Origin of the sequence: Halosimplex marinum (assembly GCF_051414075.1) — an archaeon.
Lineage (GTDB): Archaea > Halobacteriota > Halobacteria > Halobacteriales > Haloarculaceae > Halosimplex > Halosimplex marinum.
Genome location: NZ_JBLKNY010000004.1, coordinates 65759 through 89103 on the forward strand (window position 1 = coordinate 65759; position 23345 = coordinate 89103).

A 23345-nucleotide genomic window follows, 5' to 3' on the forward strand; every position below is an offset into this window, starting at 1 on the left:
GAACGGCTGTGAACGTTCGTCCGAATAACGTAGCCGAATGTGTTCGATCACTCTATAATACTGCGGAGCAGTGCAGTATTTGCGAAACAGATCGGAACAAAATTACGGGCGTACTATTTCGAGCCAGTATGAGCGTGCATCGGATACGCGGGAGCTCGCGCCGGGGGCTGGCGTCGGCGACGCTCGGCTTCTTCGTGGGATTCGCCGGCGTGGTGCTGTACGGGCCGGTCGCGACGGAGTTCGAGTCGGCGATGGGGCTGTCCGGGCTGGCGCTCGGGCTGCTCGTCGGCGCGCCCCAGCTGACGGGGTCGCTGTTGCGGGTCCCCTTCGGCGCGTGGGTCGACGAGGTCGGCCCGCGCAAGCCATTTTTAGTCCTCCTGACGCTCTCGATCGTCGGGATGGCGGGACTCTCGGTCCTGCTTGTGACGGCCTACCCCGGCGGGCTGACGATGGAGCTGTACCCGCTCGTGTTCCTGTGTGGCGCCCTGAGCGGCTGCGGGATCGCTACCTTCTCCGTGGGGACCACCCAGACCGCCTACTGGTACCCGAAGGACCGCCAGGGGACGGTGCTGGCGGTGTACGCGGGGCTGGGCAACAGCTCGCCGGGCCTGTTCACGCTCCTGCTCCCCATCGCGCTGTCGGCGCTCGGGCTGACGACCTCCTATCTGGTCTGGTTCGCTTTCCTCGTCGTCGGGACGGTCGTCTACGCCGCGCTGGCGGTCGACCCGCCCTCGTTTCAGTTGCGCGAGCAGGGCCTCGATACCGACGACGCCCGCCAGCGGGCCGAGGCCTACGGCCAGGAGCTGTTCCCGGGCGGCGACGCGTTCGCGTCGATCCGCGAGGCCGCGGCGATCCCGCGGACGTGGGCGCTCGTGGCGCTGTTTTTCACCTCCTTCGGGGGCTTCCTCGCGCTGACGGTGTGGCTGCCGACCTACTGGACGGCGATCCACGGGATGGGCGTCCAGGGGGCGGGGGCGCTGACGGCCGTCGCGTTCACCCTGCCCGCGGCGATCCTGCGGGTGCCGGGCGGGTATCTCAGCGACCGGATCGGCGGCGAGGTGACGGCGGTCGGGAGCTTCGTCGTCGTCGGCCTCGCGGCGCTCGGGCTCGTCGTCACGCGGACCTACGGCACCGCGCTGGGGGCGACGGTCTGCCTGGCCGTCGGGGTCGGCGTCGCCAACGCCGCCGTCTTCCAGCTCGTCCCGAAGTACGTCCCGGAGGCCGTCGGCGGCGCCTCGGGGCTGGTCGGCGGCCTCGGCGCGTTCGGCGGGTTCGTCGTCCCGCCGGTGCTGGGGCTGTTCGTCGACAGCTTCGGCCGGTCGGGCTACGCCACCGGCTTCGTCGTCTTCGTCGCGCTCGCGCTGGCGTCGGTCGCGCTCGCCGAGCGGCTCTACCGCACCCGGGCGAGCGTCGGGGTCGACGCCGCGGCCGCCGGGGACTGATCGCCGGTCGCGGTCCCGCTCACGGTCCACCCGGACGCGGGTCCGGCGGAGTCACTCGACGCTGATCTCGACCTCGTGGGTCGTCGAGTGGCCCGTGTTGTCCGTGGCCGTGAGCGCGACGGTGTAGGTGCCGGCGGCCTCGTAGGCGTGGGAGGCCCACCAGCCCTCGGCGGTCGTCCCGTCGCCGAACGCCCAGGCCAGCGAGTCGATCCAGCGGTCCTCGCCCGAGCAGTCGCGGGCCTCGAACTCGACGGCCTCGTCGACGGCCGCGTCGGTCGTGCTCGGGTCGGCCTTCGCGACCTTCTCGGTCAGTTCGGTGACGGTGATCGCCAGCCCGTGGGTCGTCGACTCGCCGGCGTCGTTCGTCGCGGTGAGCGTGACGTCGTACTGCCCGGGGTCGTCGAAGGTGTGGGAGGCCCACCAGCCCTCGGCGGTCGTCCCGTCCCCGAACTCCCAGGCGAGCGAGTCGATCCAGTGGCCCTCGCCGGACCGGTCGCGGGCTTCGAACTGGACGGTGTCGCCCTCGGTGGCCTCCGTCATACCCGGGTCGTGGAGCGCGATGGGTTCGTCGGACGTCTCGGCGAGCCACTGGCGGATGAACCCGCCGTGTTCCTCGGGCGCCGAGCGCAGCGTCCAGTCGTCGGTGCCGCCCGCGCCGGGCGAGTCGAACATCGCCGGCGCCCAGGAGTCGTCGAAACACCAGGCGGCCCACCCCATGTTGTCGTAGCTCTCGACCCACTCGCGGAACGGCTGGCCCCAGTCGGTGTTGGTGCCGTAGTCGAGGCCGTCGCTGTAGGGGTCCCAGCCGAACTCGGTGACGAAGACCGGCACGTCCTCGGCGGGCGCGCCGTAGGTGTCGTCGAACTCCTCGGGCTGGCCGTTGTCGGGGTAGATGTGGGCGGCGTAGATCAGGTTCTCCCCCTCGAAGGGGTACTCCGGGGCGAAGTTCGTCCGGGAGGTCCAGCTGGGCGACCCGATGACGATGGGCGTCTCGGGGGCCTCCTCGCGGACCATGTCCACCCACGGCTGGGCCGTCTCGCGCCACAGCAGCCACTCCTCCTCGGGGCTCTCGACGTTCTCGCCGTTGTCGCTCCAGAAGATCGGGTAGGTCGGCTCGTTGAACAGCTCGTAGAGGACGTGGTCGTCGTCGGCGAAGGCGGGCGCGACGCCGCCCCAGAAGTTCCGGACGATCTCGTCCGGGCTGGTGTCGTAGTCGGCGTCGTCGGCGGCCGCCTCGGTGTAGGGGTGGATGACGTGGAAGTCGATCAGCGCGTAGGTACCTCGTTCGCCCAGCAGGTCGACGACCGGCCGGAGCACCTCGTCGACCAGCGCGTCGACGCCCAGCTGGTCGACGTCCCACTGGGTGACCGGCAGGCGGACGACGTTGGGGTACCACCCGCGGGCGGGGTCGCTCGCCCAGCCGACGACCTCCGTCGGGGTCTTCGGGTGAGTCCCGTCGACCGCGTAGAACCCCATCGACGCCGTCGCGAGGCCGCGCAGTCTGAGGGGTTCGCCCTCCTCGTCCCGCACCCACCTCCCGTCGGTGTGCAGCCGCGGCGGCGTCCCCTCGTCGGCCGCCGCGGCCCCCGCCAGCCCGCCGAGGGCGACGCCGGCCACCCCCGCGCCCGTCGCTCGCAGGACGCCGCGTCGGGTCGCCGTCCGTTCACGCGTGCCCGTTCGCCGCTCGCCTGATCCGTTCCGATTGGCATCCGGTGTCATGCGAGACGGTCATCGGAACGATACGACGTAATACCACAGCCGAGTGAAACGTCTCGGAGCCGACACTGCCGGGGTTTCACAGTGTGGGACGACGGGTGAGCGGTCGGTCAGTCGGTGCCGGGGTCGTCGACGGGCAACAGGCCGGTGGCCATCAGCCGTCGGACGATGGTGACGAGGCCGTTGTCGAACCCGCGGCCGAAGACGGCCTGCTCGTCGGCGTCGTCGTCGCCCTCGTGGGTCGTGCTGATCAGGATCGTCGTGCGGTCGACCAGCAGGATGCGCGTGATGTCGGTGTCCTCGTCGAGGGCCGACCCGTCGAGCCACGGCAGTTCGGAGACGAACACCTCGGCGTCCGGAAGGACCTCCTGGACCCGGTCCCGCAGCGCGCCGGTCACCGTCCCGACGACGACCGATGCCCCTCGGTCCTCGGCGGACGCGAGCGAGTCGAACAGCGACTCGGTGGCCACCGCCTCGGAGCCGAGGATCAGGACCGCCTCCTCGTCGGCCTCGCCCAGGAGCTGTCTGGTCCGGTTGCCGATGGCGGTGCGTCCGGTGAGCGACCAGACCTCGTGGGTGCTGTCGACACCGTCGGTGTCGCTGGCGGGCTCGATACCGTCGAGCGCCTCCCGCAGCGAGTCGGTCTTGGCCTCGTACTCCTCGCGGAGCGTCTCGGCGGCCTCGTCGATCCCGACCGCCCGGAACTGCTGGGGGTTGGCGTGCTGGATCTCGACCAGCCCCTTCGTCTCCAGCACGCGCACCGCGTCGTAGACGCGCGTCCGGGGCACCTCCGAGACGTCGCTTATCTCCTTGGCCGTGGCCTGCGGGAGCCGCGTCAGCGCGACGAACGCCTTCGCCTCGTACTCCTTCAGCCCGAGGCCCTGTAGCAGTTCGATCGCCTCGTCTGTTTTCGAGATGTCATCCATAGGGTCCCAACCTAGCGCCGGTCGCCCGGTCACTACGTCCGTGTAACCGCTCCACGTGAAAACCACTTGCCCTTGGGAGCTCCCGGCCCTGCCCGTCGCTACCGCCGGCCCGGCACCACTCTTCCGACCGATTTATCGGGTCCTGACCCCCAACAGCGATCCGTCCGGTCGCCGTCCCGCCCGGTCCGCGACCGTTCGGCGGGTCGTCGCCGTCCCTCGGATACCCACTTGTTCACCCAAATAATCACAACACCACTATATAGGAGCGCACCGAACGATCCGATGGCACGCGGCTACCAGTAGGGTCCCAACCACGCTGTCGCCGCGCGCCCCGCTACCCTTCCCGGGTAGTGGTTTCGAGAATACTATGGATCAGGACGCATCGGCGGCGCCCCGCACAGTCGCGGTCGACACGCTCACCGAACTCGGGTTGAGCACCTACGCTGCGCGGACGTTCGTGGCGCTGGTCGAACTGGGCGAGGGGACGGCCCAGGACGTGAGCGAGGTGGCCGACGTGCCGCGGACGCGGGTCTACGACGCCGCCACCGAGCTACGGGACCGGGGACTGGTCGACGTGCGCCAGTCGAAGCCCAAGCGCTTCTGGCCGGTCTCGGCGGCGACCGGCGCCCGTCACTTCGAGCGGTACTACCGCCACCGCGTCGAGCGGCTGACCGAGGCGCTGGACGCGGTCGAACCCGTCGACCGCGCCGACGAGCAACGCGGCGTCTGGACCGTCACCGGCCGGGAGACCGTGACCGAACGAGTGCTCGAACTGCTCGACGAGGCCGAGGAGGAGATCGTCTTCATGACCGTCGAGTCGCTGCTGACCGACGACGTCGTCGACCGCCTGGCCGCCGCGAGCGACCGCGGCGTCTCGATCAGGGTCTCGGGACTCTCCGCCTCCGTCGAGACGGTGCTCGGCGAGCGGGTGTCCGGGATCGATACGTTCGACTCGATCTGGGTCGGGTCGGACACGCCCGCCGGCCGCCTGCTGATGGTCGACCAGCGGCGGGCGCTCGTGAGCGTCCTCGTCGAGGGCGAGGGCGACCGGCCGTCCGAACCGCGCGACGAGACCGCGATCTGGGGCGCCGGCGAGACCAACAGCCTCGTCGTCGTCCTCCGTGCGATATTCACCTGGCAACTCGACGGCACCCGCGACTGATCGTCTGTCACCCGTATCCTCACAACAAGCCTTTCCCGCTCGCCACTGACGATGACGTATGGAAGCCTCTACTACGAACGACTGCAAGCGGAGAAACGAAGCCGGATCCACGCGGGAAACGACGGTGGCCTGATGCGCGACGGCTCCGGCGTCGACAGTCCTGCGGGAGGGTCAGCGGACGAACCGATAGTCCTCCGTCACGACTGGACGGGCCGACGCGAGCCGGCCACGGCCGTCGTCCAGGCAGTCGCGGTCGCGGCGAACAGTGCTGTCTCCGAACTCGAACCGCTCGGAAACGCCGTCGACCCGGACGCGCTCGACGGCCTGGTCGACAGGGAGGGCGATGGCTCGCCGGTCAAGGTGTCGTTCGAGTACGAGGGGACCGAGGTTGGCGTCCGGAGCGACGGGACGATCACGGTCTGTACGGTCCTCGACGACGCGTGAACGCGAGCCGCCGTCGCGAGTCGGTCAGCCGTCGGCGGTGGCCGGCTCAAGCTCCTCGGTGACAAAGCGCAGGAGCTTCGCGACGCGCTCGTTGCCGGCGTAGCGGACGGTCCCCGACCGGGGGTCGAACGCCAGGATCCCCGCGTCGGCCAGCTTCGGCAGGTGGACGTGTTGGCTGCTGATGCGGAACTGGTCCCGCCCGGCGGCCGTATCGCAGTCGTCCGCCAGTGCGTCCGTCAGCTCCTCGACCGATATCACTTCCTCGTCGGTATCCCGGAGGTAGCGAAGTATCTTGCGCCGCTTCGGGTCAGCGACGGCAGTAAGTAGTTCCTCGGTCGTAGTGACCGCACTGTCGGTTTGCATTGGTTCCTTCTCCACATTCGCTGTGAAGTCCACGGCGGACGAACATGGATCTAGATATGGGTGCCGATCACGGAAGACGGTGGTGTTGACCCATATCGTCACACCTCCGCGCAGGGTCGGGCGCCGTCCGCCGGGACCGCTCGGACCTGTCGGCGACACGAACGTTTTTACCGGAGGGGGAACCACCCCGGGATGATGGTCGAGGCGTTCGCGGTCGCCAGCGGGAAAGGGGGGACCGGCAAGACCACGAGCACGCTCGCGCTGGGGATGGCGCTGGCCGAGGAGCACGACGTGACGGTCGTCGACGCCGACATGGGGATGGCGAACCTGCTCTTCCACGCCGGCCTCGCCGACGTGGAGACGACGCTGCACGACGTGCTCGTCGAGGGCGGCGCCCCTGTCGAGGCGGCCGTCTACGAGCGCCACGGGATGTCGGTCGTCCCCTGCGGGACGAACCTCGCGGACTTCGAGGCCGCCGACCCCGCCCGCCTGCGCGAGGTGGTGGCGACGCTGGCCGCCGACACCGACGTGCTCCTGCTGGACTCGGCGGCGACGCTCTCCTCCCGGGCCGCGGTCCTCCCGGTCGTGCTGGCCGACCGGGTCGTGGTCGTCCTCGAACCGACGATCCCCGCGCTCTCGGACGGCCTGAAGGTCCAGGAGTACGCGAGTTCGTACGGGACCGACACCGCGGGCATCCTCTTCAACAAGGTCACGGCTGATTCGGAACTGGGTCGACTTCATGAACGAGCCGAGCGGTACTTCGATGGGCCCATTCTCGGGAGTATCCCTGAGAGTGCTGCCGTTCGGAATGCACGAGACGCTGGTAAACCACTACTCGTAGCAGCACCGGGATCATCGGCCGCAGCTACATATGGAAATGTTGCGGCGTCGGTTTCGATCCACGATCATGATCCCGAGGCCCTTGCCAACAGAACAGTTAGCGCCATCCAGCCTGATCCGCCGGTCGATTCGGGACAGATTCCACGGTAAAATCCACCCTCTTGCCGCACTTGCGCCTGAAGACTTACTTACTTTTAGAAAGAGATAGTGCTCAGTACAGACGAACTACGTACCAGTAAGTCGGAGATCGGTTCTGCCACAGTCGGGGCAAGAATCGACTCGTCGTGGAACGGGTTCAGCAGTTCCGTCACCAAGGAGAACAAATTCACAGTTCTAACAAACAATAAATTTAGACAATGGGAGCTGTTCTCACTCGGTTTTCTGCTCTCCCTCAGGATCACTATTGTCCGCTTCTGGTGGCTGGACAGTTATGATTCCGTAGTTGTGGACGGTTACCGTACAGGCGTTAAAGGTGAATCTGACGTGACCGTCGTTGTTTGACGGTCCATGTATCGCCGGTTGAACCACCGTCTCAAGTTCCTCCGGATCACAGACAGAATAGAGGGGCGGCAACTCCATCGGTTCCGTCTCGGAAACGACCGCGACAGCCGAGACGACTGCCATACTTACCGAGTCATCGCTATCGAATGAGACACGGTAGGTATCTGATTCAGGATTATATTCGAGAGCTTCTCTTTTTCCCGTTGCATTCCAATCACCGCCCGTGATGTTCGGGGCCGGAGGTGGCCCTTGGAGGAATGAATTGGTCACCACGGTTTTAGCTCGGTGAGACACTTAGACCTTACACCTGTTTTTGTAAGTGACGTTTTCATACACAACCCGCTTTTTATGTCGCTACTTACTGCTCGGTGCCACCAAGAGACAAGTCGTGTAATGTGATTTCTGCATCGCCACAGGGACACTCCGCCAGCCCATCCAAATGGAATGACCCGTCCGAACTTATTTTGGCCATGTAGATCGACCCACAGGTGCGGCATCTGGCGACCGTTCGGGTGAATTGACCGTCACTCTGTTTTCCCATCTGTATTCTCCCTCTATTTCACAGCTGTCGGCGTTTGAACGTGGAGTGAGAGCGATTGATCGGTACTACAGCTCAACCGGCGCTTTTGAGCGAGGGATCGGCGTCAAGAATCGTAGACACGGTCGATTGCACCGAATCTAATTGTTTGGTCGGTTCCACGAGGCGTCGTTCTGAATCATAGTCGATGAGTCCTTCCGAGGCCAACTTCGGGAGATGGACATGATATAATGAGAGGCGAATCTTTGTTAGTACGTCTTCAGAGGCCTCTGTAAGCGGCGTCTGATGATTGTACTTGATGACGGCCTTCGTAAGGTCGTCGAGCGTCAATGCCCGTTGTTCTTCTGCGAGTGCCCCGAGGACGATCCGACGGTGCTGGTGTTGACACAGGTCGAGTACCGAGTCGAAGGTAATAGAATCTTCACTCATCAGACCACTGTAACCGATCGACGGCAATCACGCTGACTTTTTCAGGTACAGACCTACTTTAAGTACCTAATCAAGAGTGGGCTGTCAGGGCAGAGAGCGTGCTTCCGAGGACGTTGTTGATCCCGCCCCGGAGGCGGGAACCGACGGCCTGCTGTGAGATGCCGAGTTCCTCGCCGAGGGCTTCCAACGTGACCTCGCGGGGGGACTCAAAGTACCCGCGCTCGTAGGCAAGCACCAACGCCTCTTGCTGCGTGTCAGTAAGGACGGCTTCAGTCTCTGTCTCAACCGGTGTGAGCGCGTGCAACTCCGTCAACGTGATCGGGATGTCCAGCTCTCGACAGCGTCGTTGAAAGTCTGCGACATCGCTTCGGTCATCACCGCGGACCTCGAACGTCCACTGTTTGTGCGTACCGGTGGCCTCAATCAGTGGCACCTCTGTCTCCGCTAGAATGGTCAACACGTCGTCGTAGTCCAGCCCCCACTCGACGCGTAACAGGTACTCGTCCTCGACAGAGTCAACGAGCCGAATCCCCTGCACGCCCGGGTGTTCTGTGAACGCGCTCTCGATGTCGTCGACTTCGGTTCCCCGCACCCAAAAGTAGGGGATCACCACGTCCTGTGCGGGGATCAGTCGCTCCAGTTCGACCGTCACGGTCGGCAGTTGGCTGAACACTGTCCCCAAGGGGAACTGGTCTGGCGGAACCGTGAACGTCGCCTCAGTAGCCATTGTCTGTACAGTGGGCTTCCAGCTGTAAATACAATCGACTAACCGTTCAGTATAGCGCTTATAGCCATCACTCTGTTCGTGCAGTCTGGCCCGGGAGCCACTGCTGGCTACTTTACCGGGTTCGCCACGGGGAGCAGACCCGAGGAAATTATCCGGCGAAGGAGGACGACGACACCGTTGTCCAGGCCATTAGCGAAGACCGCCTGCTCGTGTGAACCGTCGTGGTCGGTGTCCGGGTAGAAAGAACTGACCAGCAACGTCGTGCGGTCGACCAATAGTAGGCGGCTGATGGCAATCTCGTCGTCGCTCGCCGGCCCTAAGAGCCAGGTCAGGTCGGTTTCGAACACCTTCACGGATGGCAACTCGGTACCGAGCTTGGCGATGATCGCGTCCGTCTTGCCACCGATGATCACGTCGACGCCGCGGTCTACTGCATCGTGGAGCCGCTCGTACAACGCCTCCGTCAGGAGTTCCTCCTCGACGACCAGCAGGACGATCTCCGAGTCAGCGTCCTCCAGCAGCGTGTGTGTCCGTGATTCGATGCCGTCGTGGTCGGACAGCGTCCATACCTCCTGCATTCGGTCGCTATCGTCGACCTCCGGCTGAAGATCGAGCGCTTCGAGGTGTGACTGGAGGCTGTCGATCCGGGTGCCGAACTGCTGGCGCAAGATCGCGGTCGCCTCCTCGATGCTGACCGCGCGAAACTGTTGAGGGGTCCCGTGCTGCACTTCGACCAGTCCCTTTGACTCCAGCACTTGGACAGCGTCGTACACCCGGGTCCGCGGAACCTCTGAGATCTCGCTGATTTCCTTGGCGGTCCCCATCGAGAGTTGGGTCAATGCCAAGAAACTCCGCGCCTCATACTCCTTCAGCCCGAGGTCCTCCAACAGACTCACCGTCTCGGCTTTACGTTGCTCAGCAGCCATTAGGTAATCCTGTCATGTTCGACTGGTTGAGAGAGCTAATTCACGCTCGGTCGGGATTTGGGTGACTGACTCCCCACACTCCGAGCAAGCGTCCATCTCCTCGCTGATATACGTTATCTCACAGGAAGGACACGAAAACAGTGCCGTGGTGGCTTTATTCTCGGAGTCCTGACGAGAGGCCAGTGGCTCAGCCTGTGTGCGCCCACCGAGTCCGGAGAGCCACGTGCGAAGACGGTGGCTCATTGGGTTATGGCCACCCCGTGGGCAGTTCGTCTTCGTGGTCGGACATCAACCGGAGCAACGGCCCGATCTCGTCGAAGTTTGGTCCCTGCCGAATCGTGCGGGAGTCAACATCCCACTCGATATAGCCTGCCTCGGCGAATTTGGGCAGATGCACGTGATACAGGGCCGTGCGAATCTCGGTGAGGGTGGCGTCGTCGACAGCGTCCGGGTCGCCCTCGGTGTGCCAGGCAACAACCCGAGTGGCGAGGCGGTCGAGGGAGACTGGAGTCTCCTGCTCATCGAGGTAGTCCAGAACGTACCGACGAACGGGATTTGATAATATACAGAAAGTATTGGATACTGCCTCGGTTGATTGGGCCATACTGTGGTGAGGACGTACTAACGAATAAGCCCTTTCTGTAATATAATACATATATTTGGAAAATCCAACAGAATCCAATAATCAATGGATATATTGAAGCAGGAATGCAGGTAGTGGAGCTATAGACGCGAGTGAGATTGAGATTTTCAATCGATTGTCCGGCTATCCTTGATCGGTGACCGACCCGTCGTCGGTGTCATCGTCCTGGCGTGCGTCGGGGCCCGTCCGTGGATAGAAGTGGTCCCATGACTGGACCTGCGTCTCGGAGATGATCTCAGAGCTGTTGATCGTCATGCCCAAGTCCGCCAGTTCGTTGCGGATCTCTTCGATCTCCCTGACCGAGCCGGCGACGACCTCGACGTGGACATTCCGTTCGCCTCCAAGCAAATCGCGGGTGGTCACCACGCCGCGAACGTCGAGGATCTGTTCGGCCATCGATTCCAGCTTATTCGGATTGACCGTGCAGACAAACATGACGTGGAGAGGGTAGCCCGCTTCCTCGTAGTTGATCTCGGGATGGTAGCCCCGGATCACACCCCCGTCTTCGAGTTTATCGAGGCGATTCCGGACCGTCGTGGAGGTTACATCCACCTTCTCAGCGATCTCCGTATCGGTCTGGCGGGCGTTGAGCTGGAGTTGGTGCAGGATGCTCCGGTCCACATCGTCGATTTGAATGCCGGACATACCGTGTCCTTGGACGGGGTGACTGAAAAGTCCGCATGGGCCTTCACTAGCAGAGATTGAAGCAGTCCATCCGATAACTCCGCAAAACTACTGAACAGTGAATTCATCTCTGTTTCAGATGGAATCAATTCTAAGATAATGGTCTCTCCTGCTCCTGAGGTTTATATAGCAACCCGAGGCGAACGATCCTCGTGACCGCCGAATACATCCGTCGGACAGCGATCACGCGGTTAGTGGTTAGCGAATCCGCACACCGCCTTCTTGAAGAGACACTCAGTGCGTGGAAGGACGGATGTCAGATTGCGGTCGACAAAGCGTGGAGACAGTGCCACGAACAGCGTTCCATTCAGTCGATAGCGTATGATGGGATCCGGTCGGAGACTGATCTTGGAAGCCAACACGCGATATTAGCAACTCACCAAGCGGCCGAGGCAATTCAGGCGTGCCGCACACGAGAAGAGAACGGGCGGTCCGTCTCCAAGCCCACGTTTTCAGCACCAACTATCCGGTATGACTCCCGGTCAATGACGCTGTTCGATGATGGCACGGTTTCACTATCGACTGTCGAAGATCGTGTGCAGTGTGAACTGGCACTTCCAGACGATGAGGATGGCTATCAGTACAACTATCTTTCCGATCCGGAGTGGAAACTCACCGAAAGTACGCTCACGATCCGGGATGGACAGTGGTTCCTCCATCTCGGATTTCGGAAACCGTCCCCAGCTCCCGAGTGCTCAACTGCCGAGAACGGAACGGTTCTCGGGGTTGATCTCGGGATCGAACATCTCGCTGTAACTAGTACGGGGCGATTCTTCTCCGGGTCCTCACTCCAGCACGAACGTGACCAGTATGAAGAACTACAACGAAGGTTGCAGAAGACTGGAACGCGAAGTGCATATCAGACCCACAGGCAAGTGAGTAGACGACTTCGCAGGTTTGCGATTGATCGTCTTCACCGAGTTGCGAATGGCATTCTCGATGAGGCGCGCCGCTATGACTGCTCAACGATCGCGTTCGAAGAACTAACTGGAATCGTAGACCGACTTCCGAACCAGACAGTATTCGATAGCTGGGCGTTTCGACGGTTAGTCTCTTACGTGGAGTACAAAGCGACTGTACACGGCATCGACGTAATATTGGTCGATCCACGGAACACCAGTCGGATGTGTTCACGGACAGATTGTGCGCACGTCGACTCCGCAAATCGATCCACCCGTGACACGTTCCAGTGTCAGGAGTGTGGATATGAGGTTCACGCTGACTACAATGCAGCCAAAAATATCGGTCTTCGAGCAGTCCGGTGTGGCCACACGTCGTCACACCGGACGGGCATCAGTCAATGTGCCCTCAAATCCGGAACTATTGCACCCGAGAAGGGGTTTGTCCCCCACTCACCGGGTCAAACAGAATAGTTCACGGATAAGTCCACGCCTTGGACAGTTGATCAAGGTTCGTGACGCACTTTGACTTCTCGAAGACTGAAGATTGATCAGTCAGTGATTTGGGTCTCAGTACTTTTTGAGCCGTGGTCAGCAAACCCCTCCGGTCCCAATGCGAACGAGCGATTGTACATGCACGCCCGACCCTACTCCACGGAGGGCGCCTCGTCGTCAGGGCGCCCGGGGAGTTCGAGTTCGATCTCCAGTTCGGGGTCGTCGACGCCGTCGAAGTCGACCTCGAGTTCGACGGGCTCGCCGAACGCGAAGGGGAGCTCCCACTCGTCGGTCGCGACCGTCAACTCGTCGCCCTCCCGGAGCTGTTCGCCGAGTTCGACCAGGAAGTCGCCGGCCTCGCTCGCGCTCAGCCGGTAGGTCTGCTCGAACTCGCGCCCGTTCCTGATCGTCGTCCGTTCGTCGTCCGTGTCGTCCGTCTCAGACATAGTCAGTGATCTCGACCGTGGTGTCGCTGGCGATCCAGCCGTCCGTGTTCCCCGATTCGACGAAGACCGACCGGCCGGGCGCGCCCGCCCGGACCGCGACCTCGGGCCGCGCCGACCGCTCCGGTCCCCGCTCGACCGTACGTGACTGCCTGCCGATGCTCATCGACTCCCTTTAGGCAAACCTAAAATAAAAGCGACTCGGTTCCGGTCGGTGAGCGGTCGCGCGAGCGGGCTGGATCGGAGCGAGCTGACTACTCGGGGCGCGACCGCACAGCACGTCTCACTCGTCCATGCGGACGGGGATCCACCAGACGCGACTGCGGCCGCCGACCTTCTTGCTGGTCACGTCCGTCTCCTCCTGGAGGTCGTGTAGCCGGTTCAGGGCAGTGCGACGGGAACAGCCCAGCGCCTCGGCCACTTCGCTCGCGGTGAGCGGCTCCGCGTAGTCGTTGCGGTCGCGGAACACCTCGATCACGTCCGACTCGGTGTACTGTGTCTCGCGGCCGGGGTCGACCATACCCGAGGTAGGGACGCTCGACTCTTAGTGGTTCCCACGAGGGAACGGCTACGTGACCGTCGAGCGGACGGTGGCGATGGACACGTGAACCGGAGCTGGACGGAGCGGTTCGGGCCAGCGCCGTGTCGGGTTTCGGACACGCCCGCAGGTCCGGCGTGGCGGGCCCCGGGGACACGCTCGACGTGGGTCCGGGAATCCGTCGACTGAGCGTTCGCTTCCGGCCAGGCACTTTCGGCCGGTCCTACCGTACAGCAGGGGTGACTACGGTGAGTCGGACGCGTTCGTCCTCGGTCGTCACGGTGAGGTCGTAACCGACCGCGAGGACGAGCGTCCAGAAGCGGGATCTTTACTGGTTATTATGCTGACTGATTCGATATGCCTGCTCAATTGGACCCTGACTTCCCACTGTTTCTCGGCGGGATGCTCGCGGCGATCTGTGGTGCTGTTGCAGTGCTGGTCTACGTCGTGGCCCTTCCCGGATCGGCAGTAGTTGCACTGGCGTATGCGTTCGGCGGCCTCGGGATCGTCTTTCTGCTGTGTGGTATGCTCGCGGCGCTCGGTCTATGGGTGTATCAGAATTAGGACCAACAGGTCACACCGACAGTCACCATGCGGATCGACCGCTTCCACTCGTTCTGACGTGGCAGTCAGTCAAGTGCGAGACGGTGGTTACGTCGGTTCAGACACTACTACAACCGCCACTGACCGAATCAAGCGTTAGATGGCTCGACTCCTGCTGAGGAGGTGCTGAACTAGACAGTGCCTCCTGCTCGCTTACATCATATTCATCAGCTTTCAGGATGGTTTGTCAGAGAGATGGCTCGAAACATGGAATGGGATAGTTGCGGGGACGTCAAGGAGTTCGACAACATCGCGACTGCTTCCGACTCCTGTCCGCGATGTGGCGAGCACTGGAGCCCGCAGTATTGAGCGGTTGGCAACGCGCTTCGGTGTCGCCTCTAGGCACTTACGCGACGGCACTCACGCCCGTCCATTGGAAGACACCGTTCCGACCGGCCAGCACCGTGGGATAATCGGCGATGGTCAACCGATAGAGGATCCCTGGCGAGGGTGTCCGTCGGACGTTCCGCGATGATTGAAACCCGTCATTTATCGTTTGCCCGCGCACTTGCCACGTACCGCCCCGGTGTGCCCGTCGCGGCTTCAGGCCGAGTTCGACGTGGAGTCGACACACCTGTGCGGCGAGTTGGTCGCTCGTCGTATAGTAGGTCCCGTTGTCGTTCGCATCGCCCGCAAGCAGGGTGTCATAGAGTAGTCGCTGTTGGTCGGGTGCGAGTTGCCAGACCAGCGAAGGCAAGCGCTTGTCGTGACTCCCAGTGCCACACAGCGACCGGACCAACCGCCCGAACACCGTCGACGAGAACCCGAACGCTCGGTCGTGGGCGGTCCCGAGGAGCCCCATCCGTTCGAGGAGCGCCCGAATCGCTGGTCGGTGGTCCGGATCCTCCTGTGCGATCTTGATTCGGATGGTGTCGCTCGTCGGTGAATCGCTAGCGCTTCCCTCCGTCACGAACCATCCCAGAAACTCGACGAAGTCATCCCCGTCGAATCGATACGGTCGCCGATGGCAGTTCGGTCCGGCGTGGATGGTCACCTCCGTTGCGATCGCCTCGATGTCAGCCTGATAGCGCTTGAACGTCTCCGGATCGAAAAAGTACCCCATATGTGAATTCCGCCGTACCGGCTCACACCCGTCCGGAAGCTTCCGTCGGACAGTGTGGCCGTGTACGTCCGTCGCCGCACACATCTCGTAGTCGTCCAAGAAGTCGGTGATGTCCACCTCTTCGAGGGGTTCTCCTGGGAGTGTCTGCCACTCGTTCGCGAGCTTGTAGGATTCGTAGGCGTCGAGCTGGCATGCTGCTCGGGTCTCCAGATCCTCCTGCCCTTCTGTCCGGCAGACCACTCGGTGGTCAGGATGGACATGGAGGTCACACCGCCTCGTTTCGATTGCAACGAGGTCGTCCTCGTAGGGGACCTGCTGGACGTTCACTACTGGTTTCAGTTTGGCCAGATGCGTCGTCGTATCGAGGCTGTAGACGAGATCTCCCGGGCCGAGATCCGACACGGCAACTGGGCCCGTCGCCGTGATGACTTCCGTCTCCGGTGTGAACCCACCGGCCGCCAACTCGCAGACTTCTGCCGTCGTCTCTCGGAACGATTCATCCCCGTCAGTTCCGGCGATATCAGTCGACATGGGGGGCACTCCCTCGTCCCCCGATAAAAACTCTCGTCGGAGCTTTGGGTGGGAAGCCCTCGTGGTGCGCTCCGAACCAGCTGACTCCGGAGATCGTCGAGGGCGATGTGGGTCCTGGCACGGGATTCGCTGTGGGCGACAGTCACCGTCTCGTCAGTGTTGGTGGCGATCCCATCACTCGGCGTGCCGTTCGATCGAGGCCTCGTAGATTCCAACCCCGTGGATTCGATATCGCTTGCGGTCGCTTTCGTAGCCGACCACCGCTTCGGCCACCTGCTCGCTCGTTCGGAGGGTGACCGTCTCGACATCGTCAGTCAGGAGGGCGACGGTGTTCCGGAGGCCGCGGTTCCGTTCCTGGAGGACCTGCTCCGGGATGACCGTCCGGTCGGCCGTCGATGCCCGCGTGAGTGTGAGTGTCGCCGACGTCGTGTGGGCATCACCATTGCGTCGTGGTGAACGGACCCTCACTGTCGTGCCGGACGATTCGACCGTGAGGTCGTCGGTCGGTTCGATAGCGACCGCATCACCCTCTAGTTTGACGAGGGCACCGCTCTGAGATGTCTCCGCTCCGTAGCCGGCGACGACACCGTAGGTCCCGCCGCCCAGGTGGCCGAAGGTAGCGCCACTCCGGTAGCCGATCGATGGCAGTGCTTCTCCGGGATACGCGTTGAGGATCCACGTTTTCGTCTGCCCGGGGGCGAGGAGCCGACAGTCCGCGGTGTGGCCATACGGGCCGATATGGAACCATTGCCCGTCGACGAGTTTGTAGAGGTTCCAGTGCCCACATTGGGTCTCCGACCGCGATTTGTTCACGAACGTGAACTCAACCTGCAATGGGAGTGCTCCCCGCTCTTTGTCCGGGTGCAGGTACGTCGTGGCCGTGGCGTCTGCCTCGTGATACCAAGCTGTCGTCGTATCCCCCTCGAACGACGGGACGGTTCGGCCTGCGAAGCGTGATTGCTGGTTCGGCCCCGGCGCAGCAGTCTCCGAGACGGCCAGCCGAAGCGTCGAATCACTCCGGCCGCTGAATTCGTAGATGCCGGGTGGCCGTCCCTGGCCGGCACCGTCGGGGTGGCCGACGACGGCGTACTCACCGTGAATCATTTCGCCCGGCTGCAGTCGGACCTGTTCGGGAAGCCACTGACTCATTCCGTCGGCCAGTCGCCAGAGGCCATCGTCATCACGGTCGACGGCCGGAGGGTCGTCGACGAGGTCGTGATTCTCGGTCGGAACGAGCAGGAGGCTAGATCGGTAGGTCGTATCAATATTTGGTGTACCGTCGTGGAACGGCGAGGGGTTTCGACTGGAGAGCCGACCGAACGGTGGCGTCCACTCGATCCGGAACGTGTTCTCGAAGTCATTCGTGTTTTCGAACATCGCCGAGAGGGTCGCCGGGTGGTCCGCTGTCGCCGTCGAAGTAAACTGAGCGGTGATCTCCCCCTCATCGGGCGTCCGGTAGTGAGTTGGTGTCAGTGTGTACGTGCGGTTGACCGTCTGGAGATCGACGATGCTGGCGAAGTCCGGGCGTGCGTCGCCACTTGGCGTCGACGGCGTGTCAGTCGGTGAACTGGTGGGCCTACTCGTCGGTTGTTCTGTGGGCGTCAACGTTTGCGTCGGACGGTCGGATCTCGTCGGGGTCTGTGTTGGTGAATTGGTAGCTGTGGACCCGAAGCCCGCACAGCCACTAAGACCCACCGCACCGATTGTAGCGAGGAACGACCGTCGATCCATACCCGATGGTCCAGGCGTGACTCAAAGTGTTTTCTGGAGGGTCAAATCCCAACGAGACCAACAGGGATCTCACGGTTTGAGACGCACTACGAACCTGATAGGTATACCAAACGAGGAACGGATTGTACAAACATATGGAGGTGGTCGGCTATTTTGTCCTGCAGTATTTCAATTCGATTATTATCCTTGTTACGCACGAATCCATCTACGACTACGGATGAAGAGAGATGATGTTCAGGAATCACATCAGATATCGTATTGTTATCTTAGCGACTTCGCAGCTCTTCAAACTGAGCCATAGACCCTGGTTTCGGACAGCTCCAAACAGATTCTAATGTATATGTATATAGGTACTTTGCTCGTCGGAAGAGATCCCAATCAAAGTACTCTGGGACAACAACGCGAAGTATCAATTTCTATTAAATATTGAATTCGCAGGCGAATACTCGACCGTGATCTACATCGGTACGATGAGGTTGCCATCTTGAGAGTTTTAATCATATTCGATATATTTCTATCGCAGGTGTCTATTCGGACGAGATATTGTGACATTGCTCTGTTGACCCAGCCCTGTATACGGTTCTCCGCCCGTCCGTCACTGCACCCCCTGCATAGCAACGGAAATCGAAAATACCAGCGTTTCACTGGGGTTTTCGCACGTATCATACCAGCACAGTTGCCGCTATAGTAGTGAAGTGATTGGAGCGATCGCGACTAGCAGTCACCGTTGAGCGGAGCAAGCGCAGGGGTGGCCTGCAAGCAGGGCTGAAACGGGAGAAAGCAGGAGTCTAAGCGGATCCAAATATAGACTGCTGGGAAACATCTCGGAAAACAGGCACAGATAATACCTGGCGTGAGAGCGCCGCTCTAGCCAACTATTTCCGATTTCGGGGGCTGTGAAGTCCCTGCCGTGACAGCGCACACAGACATCTCGACCGGGACCCGAAACCCCCAGCATCGCTTTAGACACCGAAATTCACCAAATATAGCCACTCTCAGGCGCCATCGATCGATTCCCTACCGAACCCTCCTAGTCGCGATCCACGCACTCACCCACCACTAGTAGCGGTGAATCGCCCAGGGTGTACCTGCCGGAAACCCCGATATGATAGGGGTCTTCCCTCCAAATCACCCTCTCAGAGACCCTTGCACGCGGCAGATCCACTGGCATCGATGCATCCGAAGTCGCCGATTCAGGGAGCCTGGTCCCACTCGGATCCCGGTCGAATGAGGCGGCGAACCCATTAAATCATACTGAGTCTGAAAATTAAATAATAGACGAGACAAGCGAATTGACGACTGCTGGATCATCGGCCACCGTGCGAGATAGTCTGACATGTATCACTCGATAGATAGTATTTGGAGCGGACACGGCCGTGGGGTCAGACCTCACCCACACCCCTACCGAATCTGATGTCTTTCCGATGATCCGGATTCCGTTGTCTGACACACACGACTCCAGGAGACATGCAGACCGCACCGCCCACGCGATATTATCTGAAATCAGATGTACTATTCCATTGCCCCAGCCGACGAGAGAATCAGACCAAGAGGGCGGCAAGGTGCGATTACAGTCAGGATCATTATATACGATCTGAGGGGCTCCAAGGACACACTGTCGTGGCCAACAGCGAGGTCCCAGAGTAATCAGATACGGTACCAATCACGGTGACCCAGCAAGTTTCCTGACCACCGAATGCCGGCTCAGTTGCACCGAAAGTCGATGCCACGGACCCGGGATGCGACCGGTGGTTAGAGGAGTTCGTTGCGCAGTTGGGTCAGCGTGTAACAGTCGGTGAACCCCGGCTGGTCGATCCGGAAGGAACTCGTCGGGGTTGACTCCGCATAGGTCTTCGAGATGCGCGGTTCGCCTTCGAGGGGGTCGTGTAGCGCCTGGACGATCTCGTGGGCGTCCGAACTCGACATCGCGAGCCAGATAGCTTCGTCCGGTTCGCAGGCAGCCATCTTGTCATAGTCTTCGGGGACTGCACGGCGTGTGTCGTGGTTGATGCGCTCAACTTCGACAGTCACGATAATCTCACCGGCTTCGTCGAGCCCGACGACATCCAGCCGGCGGCGCTCGAAGTCGTTGTCGGCGTCGGCGACATCCTCGTCGTCACCGAAGAAATTCGCGGCGTCGATCGACCCCTCTTTCATATCGTAGTAGGGACGCACCGTCACCACATCCGAATCGGGATCGTTGGCGTACTCGCGGGTGAGCCAGCGGACGACGAGTTCGACGCCCATGACGTGCTCGGCGGACTCGTCGAGGTCGCCCTCGCCGTGGCCGAAGGCGACACCGTGCCGATGGGACTCCTGGATCACTTCGCGGCCCTCCGGGCGGACAGAGTACAACCGATGGGGCCGGTCGGTATCCTTCCGGAGGAGGTCATCGTCGATGAGTTGCTCGATAGCCTCGCTCTCGATGCCGGCGTACTCCTGGATGCGGACCATCGAGTCGCGGACGATATCGAATTCCGGTCGGTCGTAGCGGCCCTGCTGGGCGTTGTAGACGGCCTGGAGGAAACACAACTGGGTCGGGGTGTACTCTGATTCGGCGACTTCCTCGGGTGCGAGCTTGAGGTCCACGTCGCAGATGGGGAAATCGTCTTCGTCGACTTCCGCCAGCGAGTGACAGCAGTTGATCGCCTGGATCATTCCCTGGCTGTCGCTGTTGTAGCGGGTCTCACACGACCCACAGCGCAGGGCATTGGACGGCTCGTCGTAGGTGACACAGTCGGGCAGGCGCTTCGTATACGGCAGGAGTGTGTCGACACGCGGTACGTCTGGTGCGTCGGAATCGGCCGCGCTCTCGAAGTCGTGGTCGACCGTCGCCGGCTCTCCAAGTTCGATCCCCGCTTCGTCGGTCGTCCGCTCGAGGACACCCTCGACGGCCGCTTCGAAGGTGCGTCGGTCACGACCGCGCAATGGGCGTTCGCTGGCGGGGTGGCCCGGTGGGGCCGGCAGCGATTCACCGAGCAACGGCCGGAGTGGCGACTCGCCGAAGCCCGCACCCGGACGCACGAGCCACTCACCGCGGCCTAACGCGGCGAGGCGTCGTTCCACGTCGCTGGGCGACATCTCCCCCGTCGCGAGCACGTCGGGTAGGTGACGGTCGACAGCGACGTTGCCGACGACGAACGTCGCCGTCTCGTTGAGTGCTTCGCGGTAGGTGTTGTTCGCGGGATCCGGTGAGTCGAGCTGTTCGAGGAACTGCACGCCCAGCGTCACCGAAAGGTCGAAACTCCGGCCCTGGGCGAGTAGCGTATCCACGAGTTCCGTGTCGGCAACGTCCTTGGCCTCTTCGAGGTAGAGGTTCACCTGCGGGTTGTCCGTCTCGGCCGGCGTCCCCTCCTCGCGAGCTTTGAGTGCTGTCCAGAGGTTCGACAAGAGGACGAGCGTGAGCGTCCGCTTGACGCGGGTTTCCATCCCGCCAAAGTCGAAGATGACGACCGTATCCTCATCGACGATGTCGCTGAAGTCGAAGTGGGCATCGTCACCCGCAGGGACGTGATTGAACAGAGGTGCGAGCCGGCCGTCGAGGGCGATGTTCTCGACGCGGGAAATTGCCCCACCGAGGATTTTCGTGAAGACATCGCGGTCGCGGTCGAGGAGGCCCGCAAAATAGGTCTCGAAGGTGGCCTCAGAGACGGAAGGCGGCGTCTCGTTGCCCTGGGTGCGCTGGAGGGCCTCGTAGAGTTTCCGATGTGCGAACGCGTCGGAGCCATGAACGGGGTCGTACAGCGCCCGCAGGTGATTGCGGATGACCTTCGGCGACTCCGTCGCGTCGTCGTACTGGTCGGCGGGCATCGCACCCCGTAGAATCTCTTCGTAGTGGCCCGTCTTGCGGGAGCGGGCTTCCTCGCGCGGGAGCCCAGCATCGAGGAGCGGCTCGATATCGAAAAAGGAGAAGGCCGGCAGGACGCTCGTCAGGTCGAAATACAGGACATCCTCCAAGTCGTCCTGCGTGGCGTAGTGGGCTTGCAGGTACTCCTGGGCGGTGCCCCCGCCCTTGTAGTCGAACAAGATGTCGGGGCCGTCGGTGGCGTCGAGATTCGAGAGCATCGCGCCGATGGTGAGGACGGACTTGCCCGACCCCGTGTCGCCGACGACCACCTGGTGGCGGCGCTGATACTCAGGCGGGAGGACTAGCGGCTGGTCGAACGGCTGGCGGTCGCTGGTCAGTGGACGAGCGAGTGCCATCCCCGGCGGCCGGTAGCGCTGGAGCTTGCCCGGTGCCGGCAGCGCGATGCCCGTCCGTTCCTGGTTGCGGACGCCGACTGCACGTTGGCCGGTCGGCGTGAGTGCCTTCCCGTCGAGCAGGCACAGGCCCGGGAGTTCATCAGGAGACACGACGATTCCGGAGCTGGTGAACCGGCGCCTGATGCGATTCCAGGTGGACTCGTAGGCGACAGCGTCGTGGGTCCGATCGCAGAGTGCGTCGAAGCACTCGGTTGCTGATCCGGACTCGTCGGCGTCGTCGACGTGGACGGTCCCATCGATGTGATGGAACGGGCCGTCGACGGGGCTCAGTGCCGTCGCAAGGCTCTCGGTGATCTTCGTGGGCGGACGGCCCGTTTCGTCGGGGAAGACGACTGCACGGGCAGTCACGTCGAAGGTGCGATGGGTCTCGCGACCGCGCATGTCATCGATACGATCCTGGTCGCCGGCCGGCGGCTCGTAGTTCCGTTCTTCCTCGACGGGCCGGGGGAACAGCGCCTCCATCAACTTGCCACCGAGCGTGGCGGTCCCCGTCTCGAGTGCGAGTTCGTATTCCTCGACATCGGGCGTGATATCACGGTAGGGCCGACAGAGCACTTGGTAGACGATCGGCGCCGTGGTGTCACGCATCGTCTCGACGAGCGTCGTGAGTGGGAGTCGGTGGGTCTCGTCGTCACGATGGGTCTTGTCTGTCCTGAGCTCGTCGAAGGGCGTGAGTGGCGTCTGCCAGTCACAGGGGCGGTCGGCGTGGCCGTGATAGTCCACGGCTGCGAGCGGTGGCGTCGTGTCGGTGGGGTCTGGATCGGCTACGTCTGTATAGAGGTCGGTGAGTGAGGTCGTCACCGCCAGGTCCGTGATATCGCTGGGATGCCAGCTGACCGGCTGGAGTTCGTAGGTATTCGGCAAGGCCGTCCGCAGGATGCGCTGGCATTCGTCGATGAGGCGCTCGTCTGTCGTGCCGACGAGATAGCGGATCGAGGTATCCGCGGCGCCATCGGCGACGAGCAGCCACTCAACGCTCGGCTGGGCGGTGTTGCCCCGGAGGCGGTCGCGGAGTCGTGTCTGTGTTTCCCGGTCGAGTGTCGTGTAGAGCTGGGTCATCGCCTGGCCAACGGCGCGCATCGAGAGCGGCCGGTCGGTGGGGCGAATCTCGATGTAGGTGCGTCGCGCTGTGGTGTCTGTGTCGGCGTCGTCGGTGGTCGTGAGGTCCGTGCGGTCCACCGGGACCGGGAGTGGACGCCGTGCTGATCGGTCGTCGGACGAAGGGTGGTCGGCGTCGGGGGTCAGTGGGTCGTCACTTGGTTGCGGACTGTCGTCACTCGCCATCGCGATCACCCACTGGGCTATGATCGAGTCGGACTTTCGTCGGTGATTTCTCGAGCATACGACCCCGTTGCCGTCGACGTATTTGTACTTTATTTCGTAGCTAACTATCTAGAGATAAATTTGCGGATCGTGACTGGTCAGGGGCCGGGGTGAA

General features: G+C 62.3%; 21 protein-coding genes and 1 pseudogene. 7 read left to right on the plus strand and 15 right to left on the minus strand.

The window, feature by feature from the left end; translation table 11 throughout:
• Positions 1–128 precede the first annotated feature (128 nt).
• The gene (locus tag ACMGFI_RS08625) at positions 129–1442 is read left to right on the plus strand and encodes an MFS transporter (RefSeq protein ID WP_436908939.1); all 1314 of its coding nucleotides are present in this window, start codon (positions 129–131) and stop codon (positions 1440–1442) included.
• 51 nt (positions 1443–1493) lie between these two features.
• Here the strand turns inward: ACMGFI_RS08625 and ACMGFI_RS08630 are convergent, their stop codons facing one another.
• Positions 1494–3161: a PKD domain-containing protein gene (locus tag ACMGFI_RS08630; RefSeq protein ID WP_436908942.1), complete on the minus strand. Its 1668-nt coding sequence runs from the start codon at positions 3159–3161 to the stop codon at positions 1494–1496.
• Between the two features lie 107 nt (positions 3162–3268).
• Complete coding sequence (locus ACMGFI_RS08635; RefSeq protein WP_436908943.1) at positions 3269–4084, minus strand: TrmB family transcriptional regulator; 816 nt, start codon at positions 4082–4084, stop codon at positions 3269–3271.
• Positions 4085–4451: 367 nt separating this feature from the next.
• Between ACMGFI_RS08635 and ACMGFI_RS08640 the strand changes: the two genes are divergently transcribed.
• Positions 4452–5246, plus strand: coding sequence for a TrmB family transcriptional regulator (locus tag ACMGFI_RS08640; protein ID WP_436908945.1), 795 nt, complete (start codon positions 4452–4454; stop codon positions 5244–5246).
• Positions 5247–5378: 132 nt separating this feature from the next.
• On the plus strand, positions 5379–5690 hold the full coding sequence (locus ACMGFI_RS08645) for a HalOD1 output domain-containing protein (RefSeq protein WP_436908947.1): 312 nt from the start codon (positions 5379–5381) through the stop codon (positions 5688–5690).
• 24 nt (positions 5691–5714) lie between these two features.
• Here the strand turns inward: ACMGFI_RS08645 and ACMGFI_RS08650 are convergent, their stop codons facing one another.
• Positions 5715–6053 carry an ArsR/SmtB family transcription factor gene (locus ACMGFI_RS08650; RefSeq protein ID WP_436908949.1) on the minus strand — a complete coding sequence of 113 codons (339 nt, stop codon included), beginning with the start codon at positions 6051–6053 and terminating at the stop codon, positions 5715–5717.
• Between the two features lie 195 nt (positions 6054–6248).
• Here ACMGFI_RS08650 and ACMGFI_RS08655 point away from each other — a divergent pair, with 195 nt between their 5' ends.
• Positions 6249–7043, plus strand: a complete 795-nt coding sequence (locus tag ACMGFI_RS08655; protein WP_436908952.1) for a nucleotide-binding protein — start codon at positions 6249–6251, stop codon at positions 7041–7043.
• 219 nt (positions 7044–7262) lie between these two features.
• Here the strand turns inward: ACMGFI_RS08655 and ACMGFI_RS08660 are convergent, their stop codons facing one another.
• From ACMGFI_RS08660 to ACMGFI_RS08685, 6 genes are all read right to left on the minus strand, one after another.
• Positions 7263–7664, minus strand: a complete 402-nt coding sequence (locus ACMGFI_RS08660; RefSeq protein ID WP_436908954.1) for a HalOD1 output domain-containing protein — start codon at positions 7662–7664, stop codon at positions 7263–7265.
• Between the two features lie 343 nt (positions 7665–8007).
• On the minus strand, positions 8008–8361 hold the full coding sequence (locus ACMGFI_RS08665) for a DUF7344 domain-containing protein (protein ID WP_436908957.1): 354 nt from the start codon (positions 8359–8361) through the stop codon (positions 8008–8010).
• A 70-nt stretch (positions 8362–8431) separates the two neighbouring features.
• Positions 8432–9088 (minus strand): helix-turn-helix domain-containing protein, encoded by a 657-nt coding sequence (locus ACMGFI_RS08670; protein WP_436908959.1) that lies wholly within the window; start codon positions 9086–9088, stop codon positions 8432–8434.
• A 107-nt stretch (positions 9089–9195) separates the two neighbouring features.
• The gene (locus tag ACMGFI_RS08675) at positions 9196–10014 is read right to left on the minus strand and encodes a TrmB family transcriptional regulator (RefSeq protein WP_436908960.1); all 819 of its coding nucleotides are present in this window, start codon (positions 10012–10014) and stop codon (positions 9196–9198) included.
• 247 nt (positions 10015–10261) lie between these two features.
• On the minus strand, positions 10262–10618 hold the full coding sequence (locus tag ACMGFI_RS08680; RefSeq protein ID WP_436908961.1) for a DUF7344 domain-containing protein: 357 nt from the start codon (positions 10616–10618) through the stop codon (positions 10262–10264).
• 162 nt (positions 10619–10780) lie between these two features.
• Positions 10781–11302 (minus strand): Lrp/AsnC family transcriptional regulator, encoded by a 522-nt coding sequence (locus tag ACMGFI_RS08685; RefSeq protein ID WP_436908962.1) that lies wholly within the window; start codon positions 11300–11302, stop codon positions 10781–10783.
• Between the two features lie 524 nt (positions 11303–11826).
• Between ACMGFI_RS08685 and ACMGFI_RS08690 the strand changes: the two genes are divergently transcribed.
• A complete protein-coding gene (locus tag ACMGFI_RS08690; RefSeq protein ID WP_436910228.1) occupies positions 11827–12714 on the plus strand; it encodes an RNA-guided endonuclease InsQ/TnpB family protein in 888 nt (295 codons plus the stop codon).
• Positions 12715–12887: 173 nt separating this feature from the next.
• Here the strand turns inward: ACMGFI_RS08690 and ACMGFI_RS08695 are convergent, their stop codons facing one another.
• The 3 genes from ACMGFI_RS08695 to ACMGFI_RS08705 all read right to left on the minus strand — a co-directional run bounded on the left by ACMGFI_RS08695 (position 12888) and on the right by ACMGFI_RS08705 (position 13698).
• Positions 12888–13181, minus strand: coding sequence for an amphi-Trp domain-containing protein (locus ACMGFI_RS08695; RefSeq protein ID WP_436908965.1), 294 nt, complete (start codon positions 13179–13181; stop codon positions 12888–12890).
• Positions 13174–13344, minus strand: a complete 171-nt coding sequence (locus ACMGFI_RS08700) for a hypothetical protein (protein ID WP_436908966.1) — start codon at positions 13342–13344, stop codon at positions 13174–13176. Before ACMGFI_RS08700 ends, ACMGFI_RS08695 begins: the two co-directional genes overlap by 8 nt.
• A 117-nt stretch (positions 13345–13461) precedes the next feature.
• Positions 13462–13698, minus strand: a complete 237-nt coding sequence (locus ACMGFI_RS08705) for an HTH domain-containing protein (protein WP_436908968.1) — start codon at positions 13696–13698, stop codon at positions 13462–13464.
• Between the two features lie 387 nt (positions 13699–14085).
• Here ACMGFI_RS08705 and ACMGFI_RS08710 point away from each other — a divergent pair, with 387 nt between their 5' ends.
• The gene (locus ACMGFI_RS08710; protein WP_436908969.1) at positions 14086–14280 is read left to right on the plus strand and encodes a hypothetical protein; all 195 of its coding nucleotides are present in this window, start codon (positions 14086–14088) and stop codon (positions 14278–14280) included.
• A gap of 18 nt (positions 14281–14298) precedes the next feature.
• A pseudogene (locus ACMGFI_RS08715) lies at positions 14299–14403 on the plus strand (IS6 family transposase); the annotation flags it as partial.
• 262 nt (positions 14404–14665) lie between these two features.
• Here the strand turns inward: ACMGFI_RS08715 and ACMGFI_RS08720 are convergent.
• The 3 genes from ACMGFI_RS08720 to ACMGFI_RS08730 form a co-directional block, all read right to left on the minus strand.
• On the minus strand, positions 14666–15913 hold the full coding sequence (locus ACMGFI_RS08720) for a Hint domain-containing protein (protein WP_436908971.1): 1248 nt from the start codon (positions 15911–15913) through the stop codon (positions 14666–14668).
• 174 nt (positions 15914–16087) lie between these two features.
• Complete coding sequence (locus tag ACMGFI_RS08725) at positions 16088–17518, minus strand: hypothetical protein (protein WP_436908973.1); 1431 nt, start codon at positions 17516–17518, stop codon at positions 16088–16090.
• A gap of 1878 nt (positions 17519–19396) precedes the next feature.
• Positions 19397–23086, minus strand: a complete 3690-nt coding sequence (locus ACMGFI_RS08730; protein WP_436908975.1) for an ATP-binding protein — start codon at positions 23084–23086, stop codon at positions 19397–19399.
• Positions 23087–23345 lie beyond the last annotated feature (259 nt).